Raw genomic sequence first — 12,663 nt, forward strand, 5'->3', positions numbered from 1 at the left:
AGGATCAAACACCTGCTTTCTTGAACGTCAAAGGAACGACGGTGTTGGCATCGTAACGTGCGGTGCATTCCGCCACATCGCTGGCACCTGCCTTACAGGTCACTTCCGGCATCGGATAGCGTGAACCGTCGGTGCAACGCGCGTTTCCGCGCGTTTTGATCAACAGCTCGCCGTTGCTGTGTAATCCGGAAAAGACGTCTACCCGGCAGACAATGTTGTCGCCATGCACGACCCGGGCGAAACCTTTATTGTTCTGGATCTGGTAGCGCAGCGACGGCGGTTTGCCGGTGAGCGGATCCTGCACATCGAGAAACGCGCGCCAGGTGCCGTTCAGGAAGCGCGTTAACCCCGCTTTGACCTGGTTTGCCTCCATCACCATCGCATCTTTCGGTATCGCGGTAATGACCACCGGTTCGGCTGCCGGGGCAGGCGTTTTCACCTTCGGCTCTACCACTTCGGCCTGGTGCAGCGGGAGTTTCAGTTCAAGCGGCTCAACCGTCTTTATGGGGGCCGGAGCAATGGCGACGGGTACTGGCGCTGGTGTGGCAACAGGCGCTGCGATCGGGGCCTGTTTTGGCCAGAGCAGCGGGGTGGCGATGGCTGCAATAATGACGGCGGCAACCGGCAGCAACCACAGGGGGGAGCGACGTTTTTTCTGTATGGCCGCCGGTGCGGGCTCTGGCGGCGCGGCGTTCATGCGCACCGGCTCTGGCGTATACAGTTCATCGTCGGTGATACGGACTGTAGTCACAGGCGTGATAAGCGGCGCGTCGGCCTGCTCAAAGGTCACCACCGGGGCCGGTTCTGGCTCGTTAATCACCACTGGCTCAGGTTCAGGGACCAACGATTCGCGCAGGCAGTCCAGCACGTCGTCGCGCGCGTTTTCGTTAAGGTTGACGAAACCCCAGAAGCAGATCACCGGTTTGCCATCCACCAGGAAAACAAAGTTTTCACCGGGAAACTGAAAGGCTTTTGAGAGCAGAGAGCCAAACAGTTGCTGCGCCGTTTTCGGTGACTGAAGGCATTTTTTACTCAGCGACTCCACGCTGGCGAGCGTGTTTTCCAGATAGCGCAGGGCGCGATAACGATCATCTTCATCCGCCGCCTTCCAGCTGGAGACGGTTCCCTCAACCGGGGAGTACCAGTCAACGCGATCGCCGCCGTCGTTGACCTGGGGGATGGCCAGGCAATCAACGATAGCCTGTTGTTTGCGCAACCGAAGCGCTTCGCGGATTTGCAGCGCTGATTCAAAAACGGCCTGTCCGCCGCCGCCAACGGCCTGAAAATCATCCAGATTACCGCTGCGTAAAAGTGTTTTTGCCACGATTTGGTCCTGTAGACTTTTTCACGCCATTACTTTAGCGAATCAGGTAAGCAAGCAAACGGCTGAGGAGACGGCAAAAGGGACGATTTCTTGCGGCATTGATCGTAACGGTTGTGCTTGACGAATAATGGACCTTAAGGCAAATCGGTTTCTGCGGGCTGATGCTAAAACCAGCGAAATGTACGGCTTTAGAATAACCTGATAGTGATTCGTTATTTGTCAGGTCAAAACGTCTGTGCTGTTATTACTGTTCACTATAATAAAACCGAAAGGGTAATAACCATGTCTACAGGGAAAACTGTGCTGGCCCTCGCGCTGAGCGCGCTGCTACCGGCAAGCGCCGCATGGGCGGCAAACAAAGACACCATTATCTACTGCTCCGAGGCGTCGCCGGAGTCGTTTAACCCGCAGATCGCCAGCTCTGGGCCCTCGTTTGTCGCCAGCTCGCAAACGCTGTATAACCGTCTGATTAACTTCGACCCGGTAAAAAACACGCCGGTGCCTTCTCTGGCCGAGTCGTGGACCATTTCGCCAGACGGCAAAACATACACGTTTACCCTGCGTAAAGGGGTAAAGTTCAACAGCAATAAATACTTCAAACCGACCCGTGATTTTAACGCTGATGACGTTATTTTCTCCGTTATGCGTCAGAAAGACCCTAAGCATCCCTATCACAATGTTTCCCAGGGTAATTACGAATACTTTAATGACGTGGGCCTCGACAAGCTCATTCAGGATGTGAAAAAGATCGACGATTATCACGTTCAGTTCACGCTGAGTGAACCCAACGCGGCGTTCCTGGCCGACTGGGGAATGGACTTCGCCTCGATCCTCTCTGCCGAGTACGCGGACGCGATGCTGAAAAAGGGTACGCCTGAAAATGTGGATACCTGGCCAATCGGCACCGGCCCGTATGTGCTTCAGCAGCACAAGGTGGATTCGCTGATCCGCTACGTCGCCAATCCGAACTACTGGGAGGGAGAGGTGCCGACCAAACACCTGATCTTCTCCATCACGCCAAACGTTGAGACGCGTCTGGCTAAGCTGCAAACGAACGAGTGTCAGATCATTCCTGCGCCGTCGCCGGTGCAGTTTGAAGCGATCAAGAAAAACAAAGACCTGACCCTGCACTCGGTGGATGCGCTGAACGTGGGGTACCTGGCGTTCAACACGGAGAAAAAACCGTTTGATAACGTGCTGGTGCGCCAGGCTCTGAATTACGCAACGGACAAAAAGGCCATTGTTAACGCGGTCTTTATGGGGTCTGGTACGGTCGCTAAATCGCCGATCCCGCCGAACATGCTCGGCTTTAACAAAGACCTGAAGGATTACGGCTACGATCCGGAAAAAGCTAAAGCGCTGCTGAAGCAGGCGGGTCTGGATAAGGGCGCGGAAGTGACCCTCTGGTCCATGCCGGTTCAGCGTCCTTACAACCCGAACTCGCGACGCATTGCGGAGATGATCCAGGCTGACTGGGCGAAAGTGGGCGTGAAGGCGAAAATCGTCTCATACGAGTGGGGGGAATATCTCTCCGGCATGCGTAAAGGCGAGCATGATTCCGCGCTGTTCGGCTGGATGTCTGATAACGGCGATCCGGACAACTTCGCCGATGTGCTGCTGGGTTGTAACAGCATCAAAACCGGATCTAACGCCGCGCGCTGGTGTGATAAGGGGTATGATGAGCTGGTGCAAAAGGCCAAACTGACCAGCAACCCGGACGAACGTGCGAAGCTGTATGGCCAGGCACAGGAGATTTTCTACCAGCAGGCACCGTGGATTGCGTTAGCTAACGGCAAAACGTTCTACGCGACCCGCAGCAACGTGACCGGGTACAGCGTGAGTCTGATGGGCAGTGACTTCTCGAAAGCGAAGCTGAACTGATCGTATTCTTGCCGGGTGGCGGCTATGCCTTTCCCGGCCTACAGTTACCACCCGTAGGCCCGGTAAGCGTAGCGCCACCGGGCACGTGAAAAGGAGTGACAATGTCACATTTAAACGATGTTATCGCCCGCGTCGATGCCGCCATCGAAGAGAGCATAATTACCCACATGAACGAACTGCTGATCGAATTAAGCGACGATGCAGAGCTCAGCCGTGAAGATCGCTATACCCAGCAGCAGCGCCTGCGTACCGCGATTGCGCATCATGGTAAGCAGCATAAAGAAGAGGCGGAGGCGCGCCATGCCCACCTCACGCAGGGTGGGACTATTCTGTAAGGGTTAAAACTGGCGCCGTGCCACCAGCCAGGCGCCGACCACCAGCATCGCTGCGCCGCAGACCGGGCCAACCAGCGCGCGCAGGGGAACGCCGTTGCTCTTGAGGATGTCCATCACCAGGCCGCCAATCAGCTGGCTTGCCACCAGCACGGCAATGGTCGTTGCCGCGCCCACATTCTGATACCCGCTAATACTGGCAAAGACAAAAAATGACCCCAGCAGGCCGGGGATCAACGTCCACCAGCACACCGTCGACGCCAGTTCGCTAAACCCCGCCAGGCCATTTTTCACCAGCAAAATGCTGACAAACAGCACAATCCCCACCAGCGAGTTCAGCAGCATGGCGATAAGAATAGTGGAAGAGGATTGCGTAATGCGCACCATCAGGGTGTTTTGTACCACCAGCCCAATCCCGGCGGCCACCAGAAACGCTAACGTCAACGATTGATTCATGGCAGAGCATCCGGATCGCTGCGCTCATCGAGCTGGAGTTGCATAAAGGTTAAATCCAGCCAGCGACCGAATTTGGTTCCCACCTGCGGCATATTACCGGTGGTAACAAAGCCCAGGGTTTCGTGCAGATGAATCGACGCCTGGTTCTGCGCCTCGATACCGGCAACCATCACATGTTTACCAATCTGGCGGGCTTCCTTGATTAATTCCGTCATCAGCAGCCGACCGATGCCTTTGCCCTGATGATCGGGATGAACGTAAACCGAGTGCTCCACCGTATGGCGAAAACCGTCGAACGCTCGCCAGTCGCCAAATGAGGCGTATCCCGTCACAACACCTTCTTCTTCACTGACCAGCACCGGATAACCCAACTGCGTGCGCGCCTCAAACCATGCAATACGGTTATCGGTGTCGACAGTTGTATCGTTCCAGATGGCGGCGGTGTGCAGCACCGCATGGTTATAAATTTCACCGATAGCGGCACAATCTTCTTTGCAGGCATGACGAACGATCATGGTTAACCTCTGGCTGTGTTGTTTACTATAGTAGTACGATTCACTCACAATATTACACATTTCTTGTGTTGCATCGCTACGACAAAATCCCTATTTTTTTGTCACCAAACTGCCCCGAAAAACCATCCGTACACTATAGTATGACGTCATGAACACAATGACAGACAATATGAATCAACGCATTAGCGCCCGCATACGCCTTGAACGCGAGTCGCGGGGCTGGTCATTAAGCGAACTGGCCGAACGGGCAGGTATTTCACGCGCCATGATCCATAAGATTGAACGGGGGGACAGTAGCCCAACGGCGACGCTGCTTGCCCGGTTATCCGGTGCCTTCGGTATTAGCATGTCTACGCTCATTGCGCGCGCGGAAATGCAGGAGGGCAAACTGTTACGTCTGGCGAACCAGCCCGTCTGGCGCGATCCGCAAACCCACTATTTACGTCGTCATGTGTCGCCGCGCAGCGATATGCCTATTGACCTCGTCCAGGTGGAGCTGCCCGCGGGCAGCGATGTGCCGATGCCCGCCTCCTCTTATGCGCTGGCGCGACAGCTGATTTGGTTGCAGGCAGGTGAACTGGTCTTTCTGGAGGGGGACACCCGCCATGAAATGAAGGCCGGAGATTGTCTGGAACTCGGGCCGCCGAACGACTGCCGGTTTATTAACGAAACGGATGAATCGTGCCTTTATCTGGTCGTGCGGCTTAATCAGTCCGGCTCATAATGCAAAGGCGATCCGCAGGATAACGTGCCAGACTTGAATGACATTTTCAGCTGTAAGGAGCGATGAATGAGTCAATCAACTACGCAAAACCGACGCTGGGTACTGGCTTCCCGTCCACACGGCGCACCGGTTGCCGAAAATTTCCGCCTGGAAGAGCAGCCGATCCCCACGCCCGCAGAGGGGCAGGTGTTATTACGCACCGTATGGCTCTCGCTTGATCCGTACATGCGTGGCCGTATGAGCGATGCCCCATCCTATTCACCTCCTGTCGAGATTGGCGCGGTGATGGTGGGCGGCACGGTAAGCCGCGTCGAGACCTCCCGCCATCCGGATTATAAAGAGGGCGAGTGGGTTCTGGGCTACAGCGGCTGGCAGGAGTATGAACTTTCCGACGGGAAAGGGCTGGTCAGGCTGGGCGAAAACCCGTCGCACCCTTCATGGGCACTCGGCGTGCTGGGAATGCCGGGCTTCACCGCGTATATGGGGCTGCTTGATATCGGCCAGCCTCAGGCGGGGGAAACGCTTGTCGTGGCGGCAGCCACGGGGCCGGTCGGCGCAACGGTGGGGCAGATCGGTAAAATCAAGGGGTGCCGGGTTATCGGCGTGGCCGGCGGGGAGGAGAAATGCCGCCATGCGGTCGACGTGCTCGGTTTCGACGCCTGTCTGGATCACCATGCGGATGATTTTTCCGAACAGCTGGCGAAAGCCTGCCCGCAGGGCATTGACGTGTATTATGAAAACGTCGGCGGTAAAGTCTTTGACGCCGTACTGCCGCTCCTGAATACCTCCGCGCGCGTACCTGTTTGCGGACTGGTCAGCGGCTACAACGCGACCAACCTGCCGGATGGTCCGGATCGCTTGCCGCTGCTGATGGGGACCATCCTCAAAAAACGCATCCGCATGCAGGGCTTTATCATCGCTCAGGACTATGGTCATCGTATCGACGAGTTCCAGCAGGAAATGGGACGTTGGGTGAAGGAAGGCAAAATTCACTATCGCGAGCAGGTCACCGAAGGGCTGGACGCGGCGCCGGAGGCGCTGATTGGGCTGCTGGAAGGGAAAAACTTCGGCAAGGTCGTGATCCGCGTGGCGGCGGACTAAACAGAGCATCGGTTATGGCGGGCAAAGTCCGCCATAATTATTTGTGAAGATACGATATATTGTCTTTAATTAATCCATAAGCATTGCGCGCCATCGGCCCAGCTGAGCCAGAAGTGGTAAACGTAATATTAATTGAACAATTTTTATTTTAACGCGCGCCCTTCATACCAGGCATGACGATACAGGATATATCAAACCGGCGATGTTTTTTTAAACAGTCGCTGAAAATGGCATTTTGTTTTGGCTACGGGAATTAAACATGCTTGATTTGGAAAATCTGGAAAAAGCACAAAGAATCAGTCTGACGATGCAAGTTGAGAACAGTTTAAAGGGAGCGTTAATTACGGGCTCATTAAAACCTGGGGCTCGACTCATCACGAAAGAGATTGCGGATAAATTAGGCACCAGCATCACACCGGTGCGCGAAGCCCTGCTGCGCCTGGTGTCGGCAGGCGCATTACAGGCCACGCCTGCTCAGGCTTTTTTGGTGCCAGAGGTTACGCTGGAGCGTTATAACGAAATTAACGCCATTCGAAAACAGCTTGAGCCGATGGCCGTTGCGGCGGCGTGTCAGAATATGACCGAGACCAAACTGGATGCATTACGCGCGCTGTCAGATAACTTCAGCACCGCCATGCATCAGGGCGACGTGCAGAAGGCGATCCATGCCAACCGCGTGTTCCGGTTTACGCTTTATCAGTATGCCGAAATGCCGACCCTGAACTCGCTGATTGAGCAGCTCTGGGTACGGATTGGTCCGTGTATCAACTACCTGCACGAAGAGATGAAAGATATCCCTGCAACGACTTACCATTATGCCGATCTGCTTTCTGCGCTTGAGCAAAGTGACGTGACGGCCAGTCGGGAAGCGATCGACCGAGCCATTGATGAAGCTAATATCCTCCTGCAACGGCAATACTACAGTTAAGGATCGCACTGGCGCACTTATTTTTTTATTCGTTTTAAACTTCCCTGAGTATATTCCCGGCGCTTAAGGCTACCGGGAATGATGTTATTTTTTACCGGCAACGTGCGCTGCCGGAAAATGTTTTACTCAAAGCGATAAGAGACCGACAGGCCCACGCCATAGTTACGGCCAGGGGCGGGTTCGTAATAGCGATTGTAGCCGGCGTTTACAATCTCTGAACCGACGTACTCTTTATCAAACAGGTTATCGACGCGACCAAAGATGTCCATTCCCCATTTGCCGTAATTGAGTTTATACCCGGTATTCAGACCGACCACGGTATAAGAGGGCGCTTTGGCGGTATTGGTGTCGTTTGCCATCACGTCGCTCATGTAGCGGGCATCTGCCCCCGCGTACCAGCCTTCCTCAGGCTCCCAGCCAAACGACGCATACCCCATGTTACGGGCAATCCCCGGCATCCGGTTGCCGCTACAGTCTGCATTGCTACAGACGTTGGTACGGTAGGTCGCATCAAGATAGGTCCACGCCATTTTCAGCTTCCAGTTTTCGGCAAACTGCTGGTCGAGCGCAATTTCCACACCCTGACGGCGCGTTTTCCCCGCATTTTTGTAGGTAGTGCGACCATCTTTGTTTTCGTCCACCACGATCTCGTTGTCGGTATCCGTGCGGAACAGCGCCGCCGTCAGGATGCCATTGCCGATGCGGGTTTTGCTGCCAATCTCATAGGTGTTGTTGGTTGACGGTTGCAGATTAATATTGAGGCCGCCTTTGCCATCAGAACGGTAGGAGAGTTCGTTGATGGTCGGGGTCTCAAATCCACGTCCCGCCGCGGCATAAAGGTTCCAGGCGTCGGTCACGGCGTATTTCACCGCACCAGCCGGGAGCCATTTATGGTAGCTGGCGTCACCGCTGTCATCGCCGTTTTGCGGGGTAATGTAATGATCGTTTGAGTCAAACCAGACGGAGCTGTAACGCACGCCCGCCTCAACGGACAGCTTTTGCGTGAGCTGCCACTGGGTTTGCAGGTAGGGATCAAGGTTCCACATCAGGTTACGTTCGTCACGGCGTTTGTTACCCTTCACGCCAAAATCCGGCACGCCGTTGTTCATCACGAAGTTTTCATACCCGCGGCGATTTTCACTCATATTTTCGTAGTTAAGGCCGGTGGTAAACGTTAACGGCACCAGCAGCTCGCCGCGGTGGGTCCAGCGGGTATCAATACCCTGATAGTGGCGCTGCATATCAATTACGCCGCCCGAATGCGCTGGATTTTCAGTCTGCGTGGTATCCGGAATGGACTGGTACTGGGTCATTTCACGCTCACCGGCGTACATCATCACGCTGAGGTCGTCCTGTTCGCTCAGCTGACGGTCGTAGCGGATCCCAGCCTGGGTCTGCTTAATGGTTTTACGCGTATTGTACTGATCGCCACGGGGTGACTGGCGCGGGTTGTTCTGCCACTCCTGATAACTCAGTCCGCCCGGATCGTTGGCTTTCATGTCCACGCTGTTAAAAATCAGCGTTAGCTTGCTGACATCATCAATGCGCACGCCCAGTTTCGCGTTGGCGAGGTTTTTCCGTGCGCCGCTGTGGTCACGATAGCCATGTGTGGTGAAACGGGTGGTGGATACCGCATAGTCCACATCCCCCGCCTGGGTCCCGTCGCCTACCGCACCGGTGGCCTTCATGCCGTAACGCCAGGTGCCGTAGCTGCCGTAATAGCTGCTGGCTTCAATTGTGGCTGGCTGTTGTCCGGTCTGGGTGTTGATGTTGATCACGCCGCCGGAGGCATTGCCGTACAGGGCAGAGAAGGGGCCGCGCAGCACGTCGACGCTCTCAATGCTGTTGAGGTCAATGTTTGACGTCTGCCCCTGGCCGTCGGGCATGGTTGCCGGAATGCCGTCCACGTACATGCGGATACCGCGTACGCCGAAGGTCGAACGCGCGCCGAATCCGCGAACGGAAAGTTGCAGATCCTGAGCATAGTTCTGGCGGTTCTGGATTTGCAGGCCTGGTACGCTCCCAAGGGATTCAGAAAGGTTGATGCGCGGTGTGGCATGTCGCATATCCTCGCCGCTCACCACGCTGACTGCGGCCGGGGTGTCCAGTTCGGAGACGGTTTGCGGCGTGGCGCTGACGATCAGGGTCTGTTCATCCGCGGCCATCGCACTCAGCGGGCCAAAAATGACGGGAACGAAGAGCAGTGGTAGTGATGCCTTACGGGCAGTAATAATTTTCATGGAGTAAACCGGTTAAGAAAAATTCGAACCAAATCAACTGGAACCTGTGTATATATGTTAAATCCTTTGTAAATGTTATGAAAACTATAACCGCACATTTCGTGAATGTAAGGTTTTGAAGGAAAGAAATACTCCACATTCAACTCATTAATGATTACTATTCTCATTAAAATGACGGCAAAGCGATGACTTTGCCCACCGGAAGTGATGTCAGCGGTAAATCTCCTCATTTAAAAAGGAATTGTTATGTCTTTACGTCATCTGTGCTCGCCGCGCCTGCGTGGGTCTCTGCTGTTGGGCTCTTTACTGTTTGCCGGTACGTTCCAGGTTCATGCCGCTGAAGAGATGCTGCGCAAAGCGGTCGGCAAGGGCGCGTATGAAATGGCCGTCAGCCAGCAGGAAAACGCGCTGTGGGTTGCGACGTCACAAAGCCGCAAAACCGATAAGGGCGGCGTGGTCTATCGTCTGGATCCGGTCACGCTGGAAGTGACGCAGGCGATTCATAACGATCTCAAGCCGTTTGGCGCCACGATCGATAACGCCACCCAGACGCTGTGGTTCGGTAACACCGTCAACAGCACCGTGACGGCGATTGACGCCAAAACGAGCGAGGTGAAAGGGCGCCTGGTGCTGGACGATCGCAAGCGTAGCGACACGGTGAAGCCGCTTCAGCCGCGCCAGCTGGTGGCCGATGACACGACCAATACGGTGTACATTACCGGTATCGGCAAGGAGAGCGTGATCTGGGTTGTTGATGGCGCAACGCTGAAGCTGAAGGACACCATCACCAACACCGGCACGTTCAGCACCGGTCTGGCCCTGGATGCGAAGGCAAAACGCCTGTATACCACCAATGCGGACGGCGAGCTGGTGACCATTGATACGGCAACCAACAAAATCCTCAGTCGTAAAAAAGTGCAGGATGACGGAAAAGAGCACTTCTACCTGAACCTGAGCCTGGACACTGCCGGCCAGCGTGCGTTTGTGACGGATTCAAAACAGCCAGAAGTGCTGGTGGTGAATCTGAAAGATGGCAGCGTGATGCAGAAAATCGCCGCGCCAGCATCGCTGGCCGTACTGTTTAACCCGGCGCGTAACGAAGCCTATGTGACGCACCGCGAGGCGGGCAAGGTGAGCGTGATTGACGCCAAAACCTACAAAGTGACCAGGACCTACGATACCCCGGTTTACCCGAACAGCCTGGCGCTGTCTGCGGACGGTAAAACGCTGTACGTAACGGTGAAACAGAAATCAACCCGTCAGCAGGAAGCGACCCAGCCTGACGATGTGATTCGTATCGCGCTGTGATGGTGGAATTGCCCGGTGGCGCTGCGCTTACCGGGCCTACAAAACCATGAGATGTAGGCCGGGTAAGGCGAAGCCGCCACCCGGCTTTTTTATTAACGCGAGGTTTCTTCTACCAGCGGTGCGTCGTGCTTTTCATCGTCGTGATGAAGCGGCGCGGTGCTGTGGATCTCGTGAACGCGCTTACGCACGCCGAACCAGCCAGCAATCAGCAGAACCGCCAGCAGTGGGATCGTCGCGATGGTGTAAGTACCGTTCGGGTAGTCAAACGCCATCAGTACCAGCACGCTGAACAGGAACAGCAGGGTGAGCCAGGAGGTCACCGGTGCGCCCGGCATCTTGAAGCACACATCAGCCGCTTTGCCTTCTTTGATCGCTTTGCGCAGACGCATCTGGCAGACCACAATAAAGGCCCAGGAGGCGATAATCCCCAGTGCAGCCACGTTCAGAACGATCTCAAATACGCGGGACGGCACCAGATAGTTCAGGAACACGCCAAAGACGTAAACCACCAGCGTGGCCAGAATCCCCGCATAAGGAACCTGCTGCCTGCTCATCTTCGACATAAACTTCGGCGCAGAGCCTCCCATCGACATGGAGCGCAGGATACGGCCCGTCGAATAGAGCCCGGAGTTCAGGCTGGAGAGCGCGGCGGTCAGTACCACGATGTTCATGATGCTGCCCACGTACGGCACGCCCAGCTTAGAGAAGAAGGTTACAAACGGGCTTTGCCCCGCCTGGTATGCATTCCACGGCAGCAGCAGCACCAGCAGCACCACGGAACCCACATAGAACAGACCGATACGCCAGATCACGCTGTTGATGGCTTTTGGCACCATCGTCTGCGGATCTTTACATTCGCCTGCCGCCGTACCGACCAGTTCGATGGAAGCAAAGGCGAACACCACCCCCTGCACCAGCACCAGCGCAGGCAGCAGGCCGTGCGGGAAGAAACCACCGTTATCGGTAATCAGGTGGAAGCCGGTTGCGTTACCGTCCAGTGGTTTACCGGTACCGAGGAATACGGTTCCGACCACCAGGAAGATCACAATGGCCAGCACCTTCACCAGTGCGAACCAGAACTCCATCTCGGCGAACCATTTCACGCCGATCATGTTCATGGTCCCGACAATTGCCAGCGCCCCAAGGGCGAACACCCACTGCGGCACATCGCCAAACGCGCCCCAGTAGTGCATGTACAGCGCAACGGCGGTGATATCGACGATACCGGTCATCGCCCAGTTAACGAAGTACATCCAGCCCGCGACATACGCGGCTTTTTCACCAAGAAACTCGCGGGCGTAAGAGACAAAGCTGCCGCTGGAAGGGCGGTGGAGTACCAGTTCGCCGAGGGCGCGAAGGATGAAGAAAGAGAAGATCCCGCACACCAGATAGACTAGGGCGAGAGCGGGGCCAGCCATTTGCAGACGTGCGCCTGCACCTAAAAACAGACCTGTACCGATAGCGCCGCCGATGGCGATCATCTGCACCTGACGGTTGCCCATCGCCTTGTGATAGCCCTCTTCATGAGAGTTCAACCAGCGACGTTTCGCAGCATGATGATCGGCTGCGCTTTTATTGCTTGTTTTCATTGAGTTACCTGTTTGCCTGTCTGAACCATTAACGTGATAGTCCTGCCTGGCAGAAGCCGAAACAAACGATTGCTTCTGCGCAGACACATGCCGCCTTTCCAGTCATTCTGTGTATGGATAAGGCAAAACATGGCGAGGCATCCTACCCGCAATTGTTAAGTGACGCAAAATATAACCGTGTCGAAAGTGATGCTCGTCGAAGGAAATCGTGTGGTCAGAGCAGACGGCGATCACAACGCGCTGAATCGTGACGTTTTTTTAGGCA

General features: G+C 55.3%; 11 protein-coding genes. 6 read left to right on the forward strand and 5 right to left on the reverse strand.

Annotated features, from left to right (window positions below; translation table 11 throughout):
• Positions 1-4 precede the first annotated feature (4 nt).
• Positions 5-1,324, reverse strand: coding sequence for an SrfA family protein (locus H2Z33_RS19195; RefSeq protein ID WP_063134622.1), 1,320 nt, complete (start codon positions 1,322-1,324; stop codon positions 5-7).
• A 282-nt stretch (positions 1,325-1,606) separates the two neighbouring features.
• Between H2Z33_RS19195 and H2Z33_RS19200 the strand changes: the two genes are divergently transcribed.
• Together H2Z33_RS19200 and H2Z33_RS19205 are read left to right on the forward strand one after the other, a co-directional pair.
• Positions 1,607-3,205 carry an ABC transporter substrate-binding protein gene (locus H2Z33_RS19200; protein ID WP_063134621.1) on the forward strand — a complete coding sequence of 533 codons (1,599 nt, stop codon included), beginning with the start codon at positions 1,607-1,609 and terminating at the stop codon, positions 3,203-3,205.
• Positions 3,206-3,306: 101 nt separating this feature from the next.
• Positions 3,307-3,540 (forward strand): YdcY family protein, encoded by a 234-nt coding sequence (locus tag H2Z33_RS19205; protein ID WP_017382275.1) that lies wholly within the window; start codon positions 3,307-3,309, stop codon positions 3,538-3,540.
• Positions 3,541-3,543: 3 nt separating this feature from the next.
• On the opposite strand, the gene H2Z33_RS19210 is transcribed toward H2Z33_RS19205, so the two are convergent.
• Both H2Z33_RS19210 and H2Z33_RS19215 read right to left on the reverse strand, forming a co-directional pair.
• A complete protein-coding gene (locus H2Z33_RS19210; RefSeq protein WP_063134620.1) occupies positions 3,544-3,993 on the reverse strand; it encodes a DMT family transporter in 450 nt (149 codons plus the stop codon).
• Complete coding sequence (locus H2Z33_RS19215) at positions 3,990-4,508, reverse strand: GNAT family N-acetyltransferase (RefSeq protein WP_063134619.1); 519 nt, start codon at positions 4,506-4,508, stop codon at positions 3,990-3,992. The genes H2Z33_RS19210 and H2Z33_RS19215 overlap by 4 nt, the downstream gene beginning before the upstream one ends.
• A gap of 148 nt (positions 4,509-4,656) precedes the next feature.
• Here H2Z33_RS19215 and H2Z33_RS19220 point away from each other — a divergent pair, with 148 nt between their 5' ends.
• The 3 genes from H2Z33_RS19220 (at position 4,657) to H2Z33_RS19230 (ending at position 7,261) form a co-directional block, all read left to right on the forward strand.
• On the forward strand, positions 4,657-5,232 hold the full coding sequence (locus tag H2Z33_RS19220; protein ID WP_017382277.1) for a helix-turn-helix domain-containing protein: 576 nt from the start codon (positions 4,657-4,659) through the stop codon (positions 5,230-5,232).
• Between the two features lie 66 nt (positions 5,233-5,298).
• Positions 5,299-6,333: an NADP-dependent oxidoreductase gene (locus H2Z33_RS19225; RefSeq protein ID WP_032103593.1), complete on the forward strand. Its 1,035-nt coding sequence runs from the start codon at positions 5,299-5,301 to the stop codon at positions 6,331-6,333.
• 259 nt (positions 6,334-6,592) lie between these two features.
• The gene (locus H2Z33_RS19230) at positions 6,593-7,261 is read left to right on the forward strand and encodes a GntR family transcriptional regulator (RefSeq protein ID WP_063134618.1); all 669 of its coding nucleotides are present in this window, start codon (positions 6,593-6,595) and stop codon (positions 7,259-7,261) included.
• Positions 7,262-7,383: 122 nt separating this feature from the next.
• Here the strand turns inward: H2Z33_RS19230 and pqqU are convergent, their stop codons facing one another.
• Entirely contained in the window at positions 7,384-9,501 is a 2,118-nt protein-coding gene (gene pqqU / locus H2Z33_RS19235; RefSeq protein ID WP_063134617.1) for a TonB-dependent receptor PqqU, read from the reverse strand.
• 246 nt (positions 9,502-9,747) lie between these two features.
• On the opposite strand from pqqU, the gene H2Z33_RS19240 reads away from it, so the two are divergent.
• Positions 9,748-10,809: a YncE family protein gene (locus H2Z33_RS19240; RefSeq protein WP_023303790.1), complete on the forward strand. Its 1,062-nt coding sequence runs from the start codon at positions 9,748-9,750 to the stop codon at positions 10,807-10,809.
• Between the two features lie 92 nt (positions 10,810-10,901).
• Here the strand turns inward: H2Z33_RS19240 and ansP are convergent, their stop codons facing one another.
• The gene (gene ansP, locus H2Z33_RS19245; protein ID WP_015570454.1) at positions 10,902-12,398 is read right to left on the reverse strand and encodes an L-asparagine permease; all 1,497 of its coding nucleotides are present in this window, start codon (positions 12,396-12,398) and stop codon (positions 10,902-10,904) included.
• Positions 12,399-12,663 lie beyond the last annotated feature (265 nt).

The organism is Enterobacter sp. YSU (assembly GCF_016082135.1).
Classification (GTDB): Bacteria; Pseudomonadota; Gammaproteobacteria; order Enterobacterales; family Enterobacteriaceae; genus Enterobacter; species Enterobacter hormaechei_C.